General features: G+C 40.3%; 14 protein-coding genes. 10 read left to right on the top strand and 4 right to left on the bottom strand.

The window, feature by feature from the left end:
- The first annotated feature begins 10 nt into the window (after positions 1 to 10).
- The 5 genes from ACG59Z_RS06275 to ACG59Z_RS06255 are packed head-to-tail and all read left to right on the top strand — an operon-like array spanning position 11 to position 5881.
- Entirely contained in the window at positions 11 to 1030 is a 1020-nt protein-coding gene (locus ACG59Z_RS06275; protein ID WP_001133053.1) for an alpha-ketoacid dehydrogenase subunit beta, read from the top strand.
- A gap of 1 nt (position 1031) precedes the next feature.
- Positions 1032 to 2567 (top strand): 2-oxo acid dehydrogenase subunit E2, encoded by a 1536-nt coding sequence (locus tag ACG59Z_RS06270; protein ID WP_400198454.1) that lies wholly within the window; start codon positions 1032 to 1034, stop codon positions 2565 to 2567.
- Positions 2568 to 2577: 10 nt separating this feature from the next.
- Entirely contained in the window at positions 2578 to 3981 is a 1404-nt protein-coding gene (gene lpdA / locus ACG59Z_RS06265; protein WP_001287536.1) for a dihydrolipoyl dehydrogenase, read from the top strand.
- A gap of 26 nt (positions 3982 to 4007) precedes the next feature.
- Positions 4008 to 4793 carry an acetoin reductase gene (locus ACG59Z_RS06260; RefSeq protein ID WP_000238433.1) on the top strand — a complete coding sequence of 262 codons (786 nt, stop codon included), beginning with the start codon at positions 4008 to 4010 and terminating at the stop codon, positions 4791 to 4793.
- A 29-nt stretch (positions 4794 to 4822) separates the two neighbouring features.
- Complete coding sequence (locus ACG59Z_RS06255) at positions 4823 to 5881, top strand: 2,3-butanediol dehydrogenase (protein ID WP_400198452.1); 1059 nt, start codon at positions 4823 to 4825, stop codon at positions 5879 to 5881.
- A 47-nt stretch (positions 5882 to 5928) separates the two neighbouring features.
- On the opposite strand, the gene ACG59Z_RS06250 is transcribed toward ACG59Z_RS06255, so the two are convergent.
- A complete protein-coding gene (locus tag ACG59Z_RS06250) occupies positions 5929 to 6840 on the bottom strand; it encodes a bestrophin family protein (protein WP_400198451.1) in 912 nt (303 codons plus the stop codon).
- A 70-nt stretch (positions 6841 to 6910) separates the two neighbouring features.
- Complete coding sequence (locus ACG59Z_RS06245) at positions 6911 to 8182, bottom strand: sigma-54 interaction domain-containing protein (RefSeq protein ID WP_400198449.1); 1272 nt, start codon at positions 8180 to 8182, stop codon at positions 6911 to 6913.
- Positions 8183 to 8373: 191 nt separating this feature from the next.
- Between ACG59Z_RS06245 and ACG59Z_RS06240 the strand changes: the two genes are divergently transcribed.
- From ACG59Z_RS06240 to ACG59Z_RS06225, 4 genes are all read left to right on the top strand, one after another.
- On the top strand, positions 8374 to 9069 hold the full coding sequence (locus ACG59Z_RS06240; protein WP_151683061.1) for an MBL fold metallo-hydrolase: 696 nt from the start codon (positions 8374 to 8376) through the stop codon (positions 9067 to 9069).
- Positions 9070 to 9078: 9 nt separating this feature from the next.
- Complete coding sequence (locus ACG59Z_RS06235) at positions 9079 to 10734, top strand: TIGR01244 family sulfur transferase (RefSeq protein WP_400198446.1); 1656 nt, start codon at positions 9079 to 9081, stop codon at positions 10732 to 10734.
- A 254-nt stretch (positions 10735 to 10988) separates the two neighbouring features.
- Positions 10989 to 11780 (top strand): sulfite exporter TauE/SafE family protein, encoded by a 792-nt coding sequence (locus ACG59Z_RS06230; RefSeq protein ID WP_400198445.1) that lies wholly within the window; start codon positions 10989 to 10991, stop codon positions 11778 to 11780.
- Positions 11781 to 11889: 109 nt separating this feature from the next.
- Positions 11890 to 12894: a homoserine dehydrogenase gene (locus tag ACG59Z_RS06225; RefSeq protein WP_400198444.1), complete on the top strand. Its 1005-nt coding sequence runs from the start codon at positions 11890 to 11892 to the stop codon at positions 12892 to 12894.
- A gap of 29 nt (positions 12895 to 12923) precedes the next feature.
- On the opposite strand, the gene ACG59Z_RS06220 is transcribed toward ACG59Z_RS06225, so the two are convergent.
- Positions 12924 to 13841, bottom strand: a complete 918-nt coding sequence (locus tag ACG59Z_RS06220) for a DMT family transporter (RefSeq protein ID WP_400198442.1) — start codon at positions 13839 to 13841, stop codon at positions 12924 to 12926.
- Between the two features lie 166 nt (positions 13842 to 14007).
- On the opposite strand from ACG59Z_RS06220, the gene ACG59Z_RS06215 reads away from it, so the two are divergent.
- Entirely contained in the window at positions 14008 to 14862 is an 855-nt protein-coding gene (locus tag ACG59Z_RS06215) for a helix-turn-helix domain-containing protein (RefSeq protein WP_396463744.1), read from the top strand.
- Positions 14863 to 14880: 18 nt separating this feature from the next.
- Here the strand turns inward: ACG59Z_RS06215 and chrA are convergent, their stop codons facing one another.
- The gene (chrA, locus tag ACG59Z_RS06210; RefSeq protein ID WP_400198440.1) at positions 14881 to 16230 is read right to left on the bottom strand and encodes a chromate efflux transporter; all 1350 of its coding nucleotides are present in this window, start codon (positions 16228 to 16230) and stop codon (positions 14881 to 14883) included.
- Between the last annotated feature and the right edge of the window lie 190 nt (positions 16231 to 16420).

Genomic DNA, 16420 nt, shown 5'->3' with positions numbered 1-16420 from the left:
AATAGTAAAGATGCCAAATAAAAGTTTTCGTAATGCAATTAAAGAAGCCATTGAATCAGAAATGCGCCGTGATCCAACCGTATTTGTTGTTGGTGAAGATGTCCGCGGTGGGCACGGCGGTAAAAACACTGAAGAAAACCAGTTAGAAGGTTTCGGTGGTGTACTGGGCGTAACCAAAGGTTTATGGACAGAATTTGGTTCGGAACGTGTTATTGATACCCCAATTACCGAGTCTGCAATTATCGGTATGGCTGCTGGTGCTGCAGCAACAGGTTTACGTCCTGTTGCCGATTTAATGTTTATGGATTTCTATGGCGTGTGTCATGACATGCTCTATAACCAAGCCGCTAAATTCCGTTATATGTTTGGCGGAAAAGCAAAAGCGCCAATGGTTGTACGTGGCATGATTGGCGCAGGTTTCTCTGCGGCAGCTCAGCATTCTCAGTCACCGTATAACGTATTTGCTGCGGTTCCGGGCTTAAAAGTTGTGGTTCCATCTAGCCCATATGATGTGAAAGGGCTATTAATTCAGGCTATTAGAGATGATGACCCTGTAGTGTTCTGTGAACATAAAATGCTTTATGACATTAAAGGCGAAGTTCCAGATGATGCATATACCATTCCTTTTGGTGTAGCAAATTACACCCGTGAAGGAACAGACGTGACCATTATTGCTTTAGGTTTGATGGTACATCGCGCTAATGAAGTAGCAGACAAACTTGCAAAAGATGGTATTTCAGTTGAAGTGGTCGACCCTCGAACAATTTCACCTCTTGATGAAGAAGGAATTTTAGAGTCTGTTGCATCGACTGGGCGTGTGGTTATTGTGGATGAATCAGCAGCACGCTGTGGCTTTGGTCATGATGTGGCTGCACTGATCGCGCAAAAAGGTTTCCACTATTTGAAAGCACCTGTTGAACTCGTAACACCACCACATACGCCTGTTCCATTCTCTCCAGTTTTAGAAAAAGAATGGATTCCAAGTGTAGAGCGTATTGAGCAAGCTGTGCGAAAAACATTGGAGGCTTAGGATGAGCGAAATTAAAACGCTGGAGATCCCGAAATGGGGATTATCCATGGAAGAAGGCACGATCGCCCAATGGTTGATTAAAGAGGGTGATAGCTTTAATAAGGGCGATGAAATTTGTGAAATTGAAACCACAAAAATCGTCAATGTGTTAGAAGCGCCTTTTGCTGGAACGCTCCGTAAAATTTTAGCGAAAGATGGTGATACTTTACCTGTTGGTGGTCTTATTGCCGTATGTGCTGATAGTGAAGTTTCTGATGCAGAAATTGAAAAGTTTATCGCATCACTAGGTGGTTCAGCAGCTCAAGCACCTGAAGCACCTTCGGAGCAAAGTAAAGCGGAAACATCTGCACCTGTTGCTGAAAAAGCAGAACAACCACAGACTGTAGCAGCTAGTGCTTCAGCTCCTGCAAAGGTAGCGAAAGATGACTACGCTGTACCCGAGTCATTACAAGGTTATCAAACATCTAATGAGTTGTTTGCAACACCACATGCATTAAAGCTTGCAGAAAAGCACAATGTAAACTTGGCAAAAGTCACAGGTTCTGGTCGTGAAGGACGTATTAGTGTTCAAGACATCCAGAAGACTGTACAGGCTGCTGGTGGTCAATGGCCTGATGTTAAGCAGCAAACTCAAGCTAAAGTGGTTAAATCTACGGCCGATGATAGCCAAGTTTTAGCGACGCCTGTAGCACGTCGTTTAGCAAAGCAGTGGGGCATTAACCTAAATGACTGTCGTGTTTCAGGTACTCGTGGCCGTGTCTGTAAAGAAGATGTTGAGGCAGTTTACTATCGTAATAACCCAGTGTCGGTAAGTGAACAACCTTTGCAATGTGCAACTCAACCACAATCAACCGTTACGACGGTGGCGATGAATGGGATGCGTAAAGCGATTGCTTCACGGTTACAGGCTGCAAAACGTAACGCACCGCATTTCCGCTTAGTGGTCGATCTCAACGTAGAAGCTTTGCAAAAACTACGTAAGCAGATTAATGAGACTGTTCCACAAGTGAAACTTTCTATTAATGACATGCTAATTAAGGCAGCGGCGGCGGCACTGATTAAAGTACCTGAAGTGAATGTTCAATTTGATGAGGCGACTCAATCAATTTTACAGTTCTCTCAAGCGGATATTTCGGTGGCCGTAGCGATTCCAAACGGTTTAATTACACCCATTGTAAAAGCAGCAAATCAGAAGTCTTTAGCACAAATTTCCGATGACATGCGTGATTTGGCAACGCGTGCCAAGACTGGCAAGTTACAACCTGACGAGTTTCAGGGAGGCAGCTTTAGCATTTCAAATTTAGGAATGTTAGGCATTAAACAGTTCGATGCCATTATTAACCCACCGCAAGGTGCAATTATGGCATTAGGTGCTTCGGAATCTCGCGCTGTTGTCGAAAATGGCAATGTAGTGGTTCGTGAGATTGTCACAGCGACGTTGTCATGCGATCACCGAGTTATTGATGGCGCAGTTGGGGCGAAATTCTTGGCCAGCTTTAAGCAGTTTGTTGAAAACCCTGCTTTAATTTTGGTGTAGGAGAACCCGCATGTCAGAAGCTCAATTTGATTTAATTGTGATTGGCGCGGGACCGGGTGGGTATGTGGCTGCAATTCGTGCAGCCCAGCTCGGGTTAAAAACCGCAATTGTAGAAGAGCGACATTTAGGTGGAATTTGTCTAAATTGGGGCTGTATTCCAACCAAAGCTTTGCTTGCAGGGGCTGAGCTCGCAACCCAGTTTAAACATGCCGGACAGTTTGGTTTTCAGGTATCCCAACTCGATTTTGATATTCAAAAGCTTGTGCAACATAGCCGACAAGTGTCAGCTCAATTAGTACAAGGCATCGATTACTTGTTGAAAAAGAATCAGGTCACTGTTTTTAGTGGTCGCGCTCAACTTACAGCGAAAGAAAAAATTGAAGTGACCGATGCTCAAGGTAATAGTCAGGCTTTGAGTGCACCACATATCATTTTGGCAACTGGAGCTAAAGCCCGACATGTTCCTCAACTTCCTGTCGATGGAACATATGTCTGGAGCTATAAAGAAGCGCTTGTTCCAGAGCAGTTACCAAAAAGTTTACTGGTTGTAGGTTCAGGTGCAATTGGTAGTGAGTTTGCCAGTCTTTATCAAGATTTGGGATGTCAGGTGACCCTTATTGATTTGGCTAAACAAATTTTACCGACCGAAGATGCAGAAGTTGCTCAATTTGTTAGAAAACAATTTGAACAAAAAGGTATGAAAGTCTTAACCGATGCTGTCGTTCAAAGTATTCAGATTGAAAATGAGCAAGTCCACTGTGTGGTTGAAACGGCAAATGATGTTCAAACGCTTGTTTTTGATCGCGTGCTTTCGGCAATTGGTGTACAGCCGAATACCACAGGGCTAGGACTAGAACGTTTAGGTGTAGAACTCAATCCACAAGGTTTTGTGGCAATTGATGACTATTGTAAAACCAACGTAGCAGGGCTTTATGCCATTGGTGATGTTGCTGGAGCGCCTTGTCTCGCTCATAAAGCAAGCCATGAAGCCATGATATGTGTCGAGAAAATCGCTGGTGTGGCAAACGTCCATTCACTCGACCGTAGCCAGATACCCGGTTGTATTTTTACACATCCACAAGTGGCAAGTATTGGTTTAACGGAAAATGCAGCAAAAGCTAAGAATCTACCTATACGTATTGGTAAGTTTTCTTTAACTGCAAATGGTAAAGCTTTAGCAATTGGAGATGCGTCAGGTTTCGTTAAAACGGTGGTACATGCAGAAACGGGCGAGCTGCTTGGTGCACATATGGTGGGTCATGAAGTGACCGAACATATCCAAGGATTTGCCATTGCGAAATATCTAGAAGCAACTGATGAAAGTTTAGCTCAAGTGATTTTCCCGCATCCAACATTATCAGAAGCCATGCATGAATCTATTTTGGCTTCAATGCAACGAGCGATTCATATGTAGAAATTCTACATTTACAGGAGTTGAACATGGTTAAGGGATTAAAAAATAAAGTCGCTTTAGTGACTGGGGCAGCCCAAGGCATTGGCCGTGGGATTGCCCTGCGCTTGGCGCAAGAAGGGGCACATATTGCATTAGTTGATATGAAACAAGATCGACTCAACGATGTGCAGCAGGAAATTCAGGCTTTAGGTGTAAATGCGAGCACTTTTATTGCTGATGTAAGTGACCGCGAGCAGGTGTATGCTGCTATAAATCATGCTGAGCAGGCCCTTGGTGGGTTTGATGTCATGATTAATAACGCTGGAATTGCACAAGTTCAAGCGATTGCGGATATCACACCTGATGAATTTCAAAAAATTGTTGATATTAATATTGGTGGAGTACTGTGGGGAATACAGGCTGCTGCTGCAAAATTTAAACAACGCGAACATAAAGGTAAAATCATTAATGCTTGCTCAATTGCAGGCCACGATGGGTTTGCTTTACTCGGTATTTACTCGGCAACCAAATTTGCGGTACGAGCACTTACCCAAGCTGCGGCAAAAGAATATGCCAGTCACGGTATTACGGTAAATGGATATTGCCCCGGAATTGTCGGAACGGACATGTGGGTTGAAATCGATAAACGTTTTGCTGAAATTACCGGTGCTGCAATTGGTGAAACTTATAAAAAGTATGTGGAAGGCATTGCTTTAGGTAGAGCCCAAACACCAGACGATGTAGCCGCATTAGTTGCTTTTCTGGCAAGTGAAGATTCGGACTATATAACAGGTCAATCTATTTTAACGGACGGTGGAATAGTCTATCGCTAAAACAACATCCTGATTTGAGGGAGATAATAATGAAAGCAGCGCGTTTTTATGACAGAGGTGATATCCGTATTGAAGATATTCCTGAACCAGAAGTCACTCCCGGCACTGTAGGCATTAAGGTAGCCTGGTGTGGAATCTGTGGTACAGATTTGCACGAATTTATGGAAGGACCAATTTTTATTCCACCGTGTGGACATCCGCATCCTATTTCAGGCGAATCTGCGCCGATTACTATGGGACATGAGTTTTCAGGTGTGGTTTATGCCGTAGGTGAAGGTGTCGATGATATTGAAATTGGTCAGCATGTAGTCGTAGAGCCTTATATTGTGGCTGATGATGTGCCGACTGGACCGGGCGATAATTATCATCTTTCCAAAAATATGAACTTTATTGGTTTAGGCGGTCGTGGCGGTGGCTTATCGGAGAAAATTGCGGTTAAACGCCGTTGGGTGCATCCAATTTCCAATAAAATTCCATTAGATCAAGCGGCCTTAATTGAACCGTTATCGGTGGGTCATCATGCTTTCGTACGTAGTGGTGCAAAGGCCGGTGATATTGCACTGGTTGGCGGTGCGGGGCCAATTGGTTTATTGCTTTCGGCAATTTTAAAAGCGAAAGGGCTTAAGGTCATCATTACCGAACTAAGTGCCAAACGTAAAGAAAAAGCCAAAGAGTCGGGTGTTGCAGATTATATTTTAGATCCGTCAGAAGTTGATGTTGTTTCTGAGGTCATGAAAATTACCAATGGCGATGGTGTCGATGTTGCGTTTGAATGTAGTAGCGTTAACAAGGTGTTAGATACTTTGGTCTCGGCAGTGAAACCAACAGGCGTTATAGTTATTGTTTCGATTTGGAGCCATCCAGCATCAATTAATGTGCACAGTGTGGTAATGAAAGAGCTTGATGTACGCGGCACAATTGCCTATGTAAATGACCATCAGGAGACTATTAAACTGGTTGAAGAAGGTAAAATAAATCTTGAACCTTTTATTACGCAGCGCATTCAACTTGATGATTTGATTTCACAAGGTTTTGAAACCTTAATTCATAACAATGAGTCAGCCGTTAAGATTATTGTACATCCATAAATAGACACTTAAGCCTATAAAAAAGAGCGAATCATCGCTCTTTTTTATTAAAGTAAATTGTTGTTTTGGGCTTCAATAATAGGCGGTAATGGCTGCCCTAAAGAGCTTAGAGACTCTCGTTCAATTAAACGCACAATAGAATCGAGCGGTAAATCATTTTCTTGCAAGCCAAAAGGTTCTTCAATTTGAGCACTTAAGGCATCTAGTCCTAAAAACATATAAGCGATTAAGCCGACAATAAGCGGTGTCCAAATGCCTAAAGCAGCTTCAAGGCTAAAAGGTAAGATGAAGCAGAAACAATAAACAGCACGGTGCAAAAGTACTGAATATGAGTAGGGTAAAGGTGTCCCAGCAATTCGGTCACAACCTGCTTGGATATTGCCGAGCTCAACAATATGGCGTGTCAGAGTGCCATAGATAATGTCACTAATTTCGCCGTCTTTTAGAGCTTTGACTAAATCTTTTTGAATATTTTCGAGTACAAATTGAGGTGCATTAATATGCTCATTTAAATAATTAAGTGAAGAGTTATTTAAATAGGCATGCTCAAGAAATTTTGTGGGTTCGACTGTTTGTTGACGTAAACGATCACGCAATAAATTACTAAAAATTAAGACCTGATGAATTAAATGTTCACGTTGTTCATTAGATAAAACATGGCTATCTCTAACAATATGTCTGGCATTGGCAATTAAAGCACCCCAGAGCTTGCGGCCTTCCCACCAACGGTCATAACATGCGTTATTTCGAAAGCCTGTACAAATCGAAAGAATCACACCAAAAATAGTAAATCCAATCGCGGGTACGGTAGGGATTTGAATCCAATGATAATAAGAAAGCCAAACTACACATGCTGAAATAAATACAACAAAACTTAATGCTGGCAAGACCTTGGGTAGAACAGTTCCTTTCCATGCAAATAAGAGTTTAAAAACGTTGCTTTTATCGCGAACAATCATAGAAAGCCTTTGAATTTAATGGATCTAACCAACTGCAATATGATACGCCTTAGATCTAACAAATACCTAGCTAAAGCTTATGTTTTTGTCTATAACGCCAAAGCGTTGTGCGGCTAATACCAAAAATATTAGCAACCATATTCAGGTTATGGTCATATTTTTCTAAAGCAGCTTGCACATTTTTTGGACTAAGCTCGGTATTTGTCTCAGGCAATTTAACGTAATCGTCAGCATTTAAAAGCTCATTTGGTAAGTCTTCAACTTCAATCTCATCCTTACCATTTGCCATCGTTAACGCATAAAGTAGGGTGTTTTTAAGCTCGCGAACATTTCCCGGCCAGTCATAATTTAAAAGAACTTGCATGGCTTTTTGATTGACGTGACGAGGCATGGTGTCGAGTTGAGTTGAGCTTTCTTTTAAAATCTGATCGACAATGAGTGGAATATCGACTTTTCGTTCTCTGAGTGGTGGTATAAAAATTGGAATTACGCGTAAACGGTAGAGTAAATCATGACGGAACCGTCCGGCTTTAGCTTCTTCGCGTAAAGCTTTATGTGTTGCGGTAATAATTCGGACATTGGCTTGAATCGGTTTTTCACCACCTACGGGAGTAAATTCACCTGTTTCTAACACCCGTAATAATTTAGCTTGAAGCTCTAAAGGAATCTCGGCAATTTCATCTAGAAACAGCGTTCCACCAGCGGCACGTTCAAACACGCCTTTATGGTCACGAATTGCTCCTGTGAAAGCACCTTTAACATGTCCAAACAGCTCACTTTCTAAAATATTGGCATTGAGAGCAGCACAGTTAATCGCTACAAAAATTTTGTTTTTGCGCTGGCTATAATCGTGAATGGCTTTTGCTACCAATTCTTTACCACTGCCAGATTCACCGCGGACAAGCACTGGAAACTCAGTTATAGCTACTCTTTGAATAATCGAAAACATACGAGCCATTTCTGGTGAGCAGCTATTAAAAACTTTGGCTAAGTATTTCAATTGCTCTGTTATTTCTAACGGTTCTGTAATGTCATTTTCATTGCTTATCGGCTGTAAAATATGTAGCTTCCCAATAATCCGATGCTCGGCAATATAAATATCATGTTCTTGATAGATAAATCGCTTTCTAACTTTAGGAGTATTAATTTCGAGATATTGATTTTGATGATCTTGAGTAAGCGCTGCCATGCTCTCGACAGAAATATCATCTGTGTTAAATTTATAGTGAATTGCGTGAGTCGTTGTGTCTGCTAAAAACAGACTCGCATTTGGGAATAAAGCCTTAAGTTGCTCAAATAAAATATAAAAATCTTGTTCTGACTCAAAATTTAGCTTTGCCATTTCATATGTTTCACAATCGTTTCATTGAAACATACTTGAGTTTCACAGAAACATCAAGAAAAGTTTATATTCTGATTTCAATTTTAAGTTTTAAATTAACTATATGATTTTTAAACTTATTATTTAAATAAAAATAATTGGCATTGTATTTGCAAAATATAGAATAGAAATAAATTATCGGGGTATAAATCATGTTCTTTAAGCAATTTTTTGAACAAGAAAGTTCGACTTATACATATATGCTTGGATGTGAAGAAACACGAGAGGCTGTTTTAATTGATCCAGTTGCATCAGATATAGAAATCTATGCAAAAGAATTAGAAAAGCATCAATTTACGCTCATCTATACCTTAGATACACATGTTCATGCAGATCATATTACTGCTGCAAATTTACTGCGTGAACGTTTTCATTGTAAATCGGTTTTACATAGAAACTCGGATGTAAGTTGCGGAGATATTCTTATTACAGATGGTTGTACCCTTAAATTGGGCAACCTTAGTATTGAAGCACGTTATACACCAGGTCATACCAATGCTTGTACGAGTTATCTAGTTGGAAACATGGTTTTCACTGGTGATGCATTATTAATTGATGGTTGCGGTCGAACTGACTTCCAGCAGGGAAATGCAGGCACACTATATGACAGTATTCATAAGCAACTATTTAGCTTGCCTGACGACACTATTGTGTATCCGGGACACGATTATAAAGGCCGGTTATCTTCAACGATTGGCAATGAACGTTTAAATAACTCACGTTTAGGCCAGAATCGTTCGCGGGAAGATTTTATTAAATTAATGAATAATTTAAATCTTCCCTATCCAAAGCAGATCGATAAAGCACTTCCTGCTAATCAGGCCTGCGGCTCAATTTCACAATCATAAGGTGGCAATATGGAAATTAAACGAGTTAATCAAGAATTTTATGTTGCTGCTCAAATCACCGCTGATGATGTCGCAAAAATTGCAGATCAGGGAGTAAAGACTCTGATATGTAACCGCCCGGATGGAGAAGGTGCAGACCAACCCAATGTGATTGAAATTGAAGAAGCAGCTCAGCGACATGGCCTAAAGGTAATTTATCAACCTGTTAGCAGTGGCAAAATTACCGATCAACAAGTTGCCGAGTTTAAACAGCTTTATCAGAATGCCCAAAAACCTGTTTTAGCGTATTGCCGTTCTGGTATGCGTGCAATCAGTTTATGGGCTTTGGCCGAAGTTGCTCCAAAAGATGCAGCACTGTTAGTTGAATCTGGTAATAAGCTTGGTTTTAACTTAAAAGGCCTAGTTCCACGTATTTTAAAAAGAGATCATGAACCAAGCTCAGTTCCTTGCTATAGCGTTGTGATTGTGGGAGCAGGCGCAGCTGGAATTTCTGTAGCATCGAGTTTACTGTCTCGTGAACCTCATTTGGATATTGTCATTATTGATCCGGCAGATACCCATTATTATCAACCAGGCTGGACCATGGTGGGAGGCGGCATTTTTAAACCGCAAGTTACTGCACGCTCCATGGCAAGTGTGATTCCTTCAAAAGTGAAATGGATGAAAGCTGCGGTTGCTGGATTCGACCCTGAGCATAATCAGGTTATTTTGGAAGGATGCCAGCCCATTCAATATAAAGCTTTAGTCGTCTGTCCCGGTTTAAAACTCAATTGGCATGGCATTGAAGGTTTAGTCGAAACCTTAGGTAAAAATGGGGTAACGTCTAACTATCGTTATGATCTAGCGCCGTATACATGGGAACTGGTGCAACAGCTAAACGGTGGAAAGGCAATCTTTACCCAGCCGCCTATGCCGATTAAATGTGCAGGTGCTCCTCAAAAAGCAATGTACCTTTCAGCTGACTACTGGTTAAAGCAAGGCAAACTCAAAGATATCTCTATTCATTTTTATAACACTGGTGCTGTTTTATTTGGTGTGAAGGAATATGTACCTGCACTCATGCAATATGTCGAAAAATATGGTTCAGAACTTCATTTTAACCATCAACTTGTCAAAGTAGATGGGCCTGCAAAAAAAGCATGGTTTAAGGTGGTGAACGATGAAAATACGGCATTAGTCGAGACTGATTTCGATATGTTGCATGTTGTTCCAACGCAACAAGCGCCTGATTTTATTCGTGCCAGCACACTCACTGATGAAGCAGGCTGGGTGAGTGTGAATCCACAAACCTTACAACACACACATCATGCCAATATTTTTGCTTTAGGTGATGTGATGAATGCACCTAATGCCAAAACTGCTGCTGCGGCACGGGCACAAGCCCCGATTGTTGCTGTAAATGTTCTAGCACAACTGAACGGTGAGCAAAACTTCTGTGAATACAACGGCTATGGCTCATGTCCACTTACAGTAGAGCGTGGAAAAATCGTTCTGGCTGAGTTTGGTTACGGCGGTAAGCTTCTTCCAAGTTTTCCGAAATGGGTGATTGATGGGCAAAAACCATCTCGTTTGGCATGGTTGCTTAAAGAACAGATTTTACCGCCGATTTACTGGCAAGGCATGCTCAAGGGCCGCGAGTGGATGGTCAAACCTGAGCGAGGATAAGTAAAGCAACGCTTTACCCGAGCGCAAGACGAGAGCTGTGCTCGAGTGGAAGAGGATAAACAAAGCAACGCTTTGCCCTGAGAAGCGGTTGAAGCTTCGCAAGAAGACGAGAACTATGTTCGAGTTAAGAGGATAAACAAAGCAACGCTTTGTCCTGAGAAGCGGCTGAAGCTTCGCAAGAAGACGAGAATCTACGTCCTCATTAATCCAGCAGTCTACTGCAAATGATGTATATGCAATTTTAGGCTTTTGATATGTTATTACTTGTCGTTGAAGGCATCGTGATTGGCTTTTTACTTGGTCTTACAGGAGCAGGTGGGGGCATTCTTGCTGTACCTGCGCTCATGACCAGTCAAGGCTGGACAGTGGCTCAAGCTGCACCGATTGGGTTGTTGGCGGTTGCGCTGTCTACACTCATTGGAACCATTGAAGGCTTATTTAAAAAGATAGTTCGTTATCGCGCTGCTATTTGGATTGCCTTAATTGGTGCTCCTATGGCACATATCGGCATTTTAATAGCCAACGCGATTTCACCTGTTTGGCTCATGTTAATGTTTAGCTTGGTCATGCTTACAGTGGGTTATCGGCTTATTAGTAACCGAGTATCAGACTTTCATAATCCGCCGTGTCAGGTCAACCCAAGTACGGGACGCTTTATCTGGAATTTTAAAACGGGAAGCGTTCTTGCCAGTATCGGAATTATTGCTGGGCTTTTAACAGGCATGCTAGGGGTTGGTGGTGGCTTTGTAATTGTGCCAGCGCTTAGAAAAGTCACAAATTTGGATATGCATAGTATTGTTGCAACGTCACTTATGATTATTTTTCTCATCAGTGGAATGAGTATTGTGATGCATATTGCAGAGGGTTTTCATTATCCAGTAGGCATTACTAGTGCGTTTGCACTCGCATGTGCATTCGGTATGTTATTAGGGCGCAGAGCTATTCGTTTTATTCCGTCTGCAATTGTGCAAAAAGTCTTTGCTTTAATGGTTTTTGCTGTCGCAATTTATATGGTGATTAAGATAGTTAATCTAACAAGTATCTAAGTGATATAGTATTTTAACTATCTCTATAGTCAGCAATTTTTCAAAGATGAGATGTTAAAATTATCTTGGGAAAATTGATTTAAACCATTTAAATTTTTGAGAAGGCGAAATGAAGCGAGTTAATGTGGCAATTTGTGGTTTTGGACGTATTGGGCAACAAATTGCAGAGCTTCTTTTAAATCGATCGACTTACTATAAACAAAAATATCAAATTGATGCTCGCTTAGTAGGAGTATGCAACTCATCTTCAGGTTTAATTGATCAAGAAGGTTTACAAGCTTCAACGTGGCTAGATAAAACACAATATCAACTAGGCCTAACTGAGCAAAAGTTTTTAGAACAGGTTCAGGCGGATGTCATTATTGAGACTGGCCCAAGTGACTATGTGACAGGTGGAAAGGGCCTATTTTATTTAAAGTATGCATTAACACATAACATGAATGCGATTGCAGTATCTAAAGGTGCGTTAGTCGTTGAAGGCAAAAAATTAATTAACTTGGCACATCAACATAATAAACAACTATTTTTTAGCGGTGCAACGGCTGCGGTTTTACCGACTGTTGATTTGTTTGAATATAACTTGGCTGGTTGCCAAATTTTAGAAATAGAAGGTGTGTTTACAGGCACCACAAATTTTATTTTGAATGATATGTTGCAACACGAATGTGCATTTACAGAATCTCTTGAAAAAGCTCAAGCAAAAGGTATTGCGGAACCTGACAGTTCTTTCGATGTAGATGGATGGGATACCGCTGCTAAAATTACAATACTGGCAAATACTGTTTTGGGAGCTGATATAAAAATTAAAGATATTCCAAGACAAGGAATCAGTCATGTAACTGCCGATCATATACGTGATTGGAAAAATGAAAATCTAACTCCTCGATTGGTGGGTTTTATTCATATTAAAAATCAGCAAATTCAAACGGGTGTTGAATTAAGACTAGTTGCAGCAAATCATCCTTTTGCTCATCTGCAAGGTTCTAATAAATGCATACGAGTGTTAACGCAAGAGATGGGTGAGTTTGTAGTCAGTGGAGGGGCATCTGCGCCTTTAGCTACAGCAGCTGCAGCTTTAAAAGATTTCGAGTTATTGCTAAAAACGGGCTGTTAAAATTAATTATGATTTATAAAAAAGCAGGCTTAGGCCTGCTTCTCACAACTTTTTTGACTATTAAATAACTTTTTTCCAATTTCTAACTTACTAAACATTAAGTAATTGCCAAGTAAAATTAATAAAATTCCAAGTACAGCATTTAAAGTCCACTCATATCCTTCAAAGAAAGTAGAAACTGTTAAAGCAACTAAAGGGAAGAGCAACGTGCTATAAGCTGCTTTGGCTGCGCCAATTCGTCCAACCAGAGAAAAATAAGCAGAGAACCCAATAACCGTACCAAATACAGCCAAGTAAAGTACCGAACTTAAAAATGGGAAATTCATCGGTGGCATTAAATCTTGTCCTGTAAATAAAGCTAGACTTAACATCACCAATGCACCATAAGTCATGGCATAACAGTTTGTTGAAAAGATATTTAGACCACGTTTTTGGTGTCTAACACTAATCATATTTCCTAAAGAAAAACCGTAAGTGCCTATTGCACATAGCCCAATACCCATTAATAACTGTGCATTAAACTGGCTATTAATGAGGTCATGCCAAAACAGTAAAACAATACCACTTAGACCCAAAAGTGCAGCTGGCGCAAAGTTTGGAGAAGGTTTCTGTTTAAAAAAGATAAGCGCATTAATGGCATTAAAGAAAACAGCCATCGAAAAAATGACAGACTCTAAACCGCTATTTACATATTTAACCGCAGTATAAAAACAAATAAAGTTTAGGCCGAAAACACAGAGTCCTTGTATCATACAAAACAAGTGATCTTTTAAAGCAATTCGCTGTAATTTTCCTGAAAATAGTAAAACAACCCACAGTAATAAGGCTGAAATGGCAAAACGCCATAAAATTGCGACAATGGGTGTTGCATAGTGGCTTTGAACGGCAATTCCAATCCATGTTGTTCCCCAAATCAACACCACCGCAACATAGAGTAAAATATTCATAAATTCATCCTCGATTACCAAGCTTAAGTATCTAGGAATGCTTCATTTTTCACGTATATATTCTTGTGTTATACATGCAAGATCTTGCGTTTTTTATAGATCTAAACTAGCTGAACTTTGCTGAATATGGTTAACTTAAGCTCAATGATATTCGTTTTAATTTTGCATGGCCTATCAAACTTTAGAACAGCTACAGCAATCTAAAGCCAAGCTTCACGAAACTGTGGTGCTTGATGAAAATATGCAACTTGCATTTTGGTCTAATCAGCAAGATCGTGTAAGTGTCTGTAGCGACCACCATACTTTAAGTCTCTATATTCAAGATGGCTATGAAAGCTATCAAAAAACCCCTGCAGGTTGGAAAAATGGCGGTGGGCCGGGGCGTTTTTGCTTATTGCCTGAACATCAGGAGTCTACTTGGGATATACGTGGTGGGCTTAAGTTCGTTCACTTGTATTATACCGACCAACATTTGCGTGATGTCGCCGAAAAAATATGGGACAAAGAACCCAATCAAATTGAACTAAACGAAGTTGTTTTTAACGATGACGAAAAGATTCGAGCGTTATATCAGTTTTTCCTATTAGATTGTGACTGGAGCGATTCAGCAAACCACTTACAAATGAGTACTACAGCCAGTTTATTGTTGAATCATTTAATTCGAAGATACAGTAGTGTTCAATGGCAACAGCCTGCCATTAAAGGAGGCCTTGCTCCTCATAAACTTAAATATATTCAGGAATGGATTGAAGGGCATTTAGACCAAGCACTCACTTTGTCAGACTTGGCAAATGTTGTGAATTTAAGCGAATACCATTTTGCTCATATGTTTAAACAATCTATGAATATGGCACCTCACCAATATGTCATGCAAAGACGCTTAACTAAGGCAAAAGGGTTAATTCAGTCATCTCAGCTTTCTTTACAAGATATTGCTTTGGTATGTGGTTTTAGTTCAGCAAGCCATTTAAGCCATCGCTTTAAACAATTTTATGGCATGAGTCCTTCGCAGTTACGTTAAAGGACTCATGGCTCATTTTTATAAAAGATAAATACCTAAACCAATTAGTGCTGATGTAAAAATGACATAGAGTACATTAATGTTAAAGCGGAATAAGGCAATAAATGCAGCCACAGTAATGATCGCCGAGATAACATCAAAGTGACCGGAAAAACCGTGCGGCCATAGCACGTGATAACTAAAAAATAATGCTAGATTTAAAATGACACCGACCACAGCCGCGGTAATCGCAGTGAGTGATGCTGTAAACTTAATTTCATTGTGTGTAGATTCAATAAAAGGACCACCTGCAAAAATAAATACAAATGAAAAGAGAAAGGTAAACCAAGTCACAATGACAGCACCGAGCGCTCCAGCAAAAAATAGATGTTCAGGCCCAAGTAATGAATGATTAACACCTCCTAAAAAACCAACAAAGGCAACTACCATAATCAGTGGACCGGGTGTAGTTTCACCTAAAGCTAAACCATCAATCATTTGCGTAGGTGAAAGCCAGCCAAAATGATTGACTGCCCCCTGATAGACGTAAGGTAAAACTGCGTAAGCGCCCCCAAAAGTGAGTAATGCAGCTTTAGTGAAAAACCACGCCATTTGAGTATAAGAATGATGCCAGCCAAAATATGCGCCTAAAGCTAAAATTGGCAATAACCATAAAACGATTGCCACAAAAATAAGTTTAGCTAACCGCAACCAATGGAATTTAGCATGCTCTGGTGTTGGGGTATCATCATCAATAAATGCTGGGCCATAATCTTTTTGACTAGCTTTATGACCAGCCGCTGAGGAAAGTAGCTCAGGGTACTTTTTACTTACTAAATAACCTGCAATGCCTGCTGATAAAACAATAAGCGGGAAAGGAAGCTTTAAGACAAAAATGGCAAGAAACGCTGCAATTGCCACGAACCATAAAAATTTATTTTTAAGCGAACGGCTACCTATACGGTACGTTGCATGAAAGACAATTGCGGTAACAGCAGGCTTGATCCCGTAGAAAATGCCTGCGATAACGGGAATATCTCCAAATTTTATATAGACCCAAGACAGCCCAATTAAAATAAATAAAGACGGTAGTACAAATAGAATGCCTGCGACTAGTCCTCCAGCAGTTCTGTGCATGAGCCAACCAATATAGGTTGCTAATTGCTGTGCTTCAGGGCCGGGTAACAACATGCAGTAGTTCAGGGCATGCAAAAATCTTTTTTCAGATATCCAGCGCTTTTGTTCAACGAGTTCCTGATGCATCACAGCGATTTGTCCAGCTGGTCCTCCAAAGCTAATAAAGCCTAACTTAAGCCAAAATAAAAAGGCTTGCCAGAAGGTGACCTTTCCCACTGAATCATCAGGGGTATTTTGTTGTTTTTTTTGCATATTATCCCCTAAAAAATAATAGTAATTTTTACGTTTATGGCATAACGGAGTATGTTTTATAGCATAACAAATACAAATGTATTTTTTATGATAATAATTTAAATTTTATAGATAACTATTAACTAATTTATTGATATTCATTGAAATTATTTTTTTAACTAAAGTTATCGCTTTAAATTATTTCCAAAGC

This window comes from Acinetobacter sp. ABJ_C1_1, assembly GCF_044684115.1.
In the GTDB taxonomy this organism is placed as follows: domain Bacteria; phylum Pseudomonadota; class Gammaproteobacteria; order Pseudomonadales; family Moraxellaceae; genus Acinetobacter; species Acinetobacter nosocomialis_A.
The sequence above is the reverse complement of the archived record's forward strand: the minus strand, read 5'-3'. Positions and strand labels throughout refer to the sequence as shown.

Excerpts from the sequence above, each read along its gene's own strand:
- ACG59Z_RS06270 (WP_400198454.1), top strand. The coding sequence starts at position 1,032 with ATGAGCGAAATTAAAACGCTGGAGATCCCGAAATGGGGATTATCCATG.
- ACG59Z_RS06255 (WP_400198452.1), top strand. The coding sequence starts at position 4,823 with ATGAAAGCAGCGCGTTTTTATGACAGAGGTGATATCCGTATTGAAGAT.
- ACG59Z_RS06235 (WP_400198446.1), top strand. The coding sequence starts at position 9,079 with ATGGAAATTAAACGAGTTAATCAAGAATTTTATGTTGCTGCTCAAATC.
- ACG59Z_RS06240 (WP_151683061.1), top strand. The coding sequence starts at position 8,374 with ATGTTCTTTAAGCAATTTTTTGAACAAGAAAGTTCGACTTATACATAT.
- ACG59Z_RS06230 (WP_400198445.1), top strand. The coding sequence starts at position 10,989 with ATGTTATTACTTGTCGTTGAAGGCATCGTGATTGGCTTTTTACTTGGT.
- ACG59Z_RS06215 (WP_396463744.1), top strand. The coding sequence starts at position 14,008 with ATGGCCTATCAAACTTTAGAACAGCTACAGCAATCTAAAGCCAAGCTT.
- ACG59Z_RS06260 (WP_000238433.1), top strand. The coding sequence starts at position 4,008 with ATGGTTAAGGGATTAAAAAATAAAGTCGCTTTAGTGACTGGGGCAGCC.
- lpdA (WP_001287536.1), top strand. The coding sequence starts at position 2,578 with ATGTCAGAAGCTCAATTTGATTTAATTGTGATTGGCGCGGGACCGGGT.
- ACG59Z_RS06250 (WP_400198451.1), bottom strand. The coding sequence starts at position 6,840 with ATGATTGTTCGCGATAAAAGCAACGTTTTTAAACTCTTATTTGCATGG.
- ACG59Z_RS06220 (WP_400198442.1), bottom strand. The coding sequence starts at position 13,841 with ATGAATATTTTACTCTATGTTGCGGTGGTGTTGATTTGGGGAACAACA.
- ACG59Z_RS06245 (WP_400198449.1), bottom strand. The coding sequence starts at position 8,182 with ATGGCAAAGCTAAATTTTGAGTCAGAACAAGATTTTTATATTTTATTT.
- chrA (WP_400198440.1), bottom strand. The coding sequence starts at position 16,230 with ATGCAAAAAAAACAACAAAATACCCCTGATGATTCAGTGGGAAAGGTC.
- ACG59Z_RS06225 (WP_400198444.1), top strand. The coding sequence starts at position 11,890 with ATGAAGCGAGTTAATGTGGCAATTTGTGGTTTTGGACGTATTGGGCAA.
- ACG59Z_RS06275 (WP_001133053.1), top strand. The coding sequence starts at position 11 with ATGCCAAATAAAAGTTTTCGTAATGCAATTAAAGAAGCCATTGAATCA.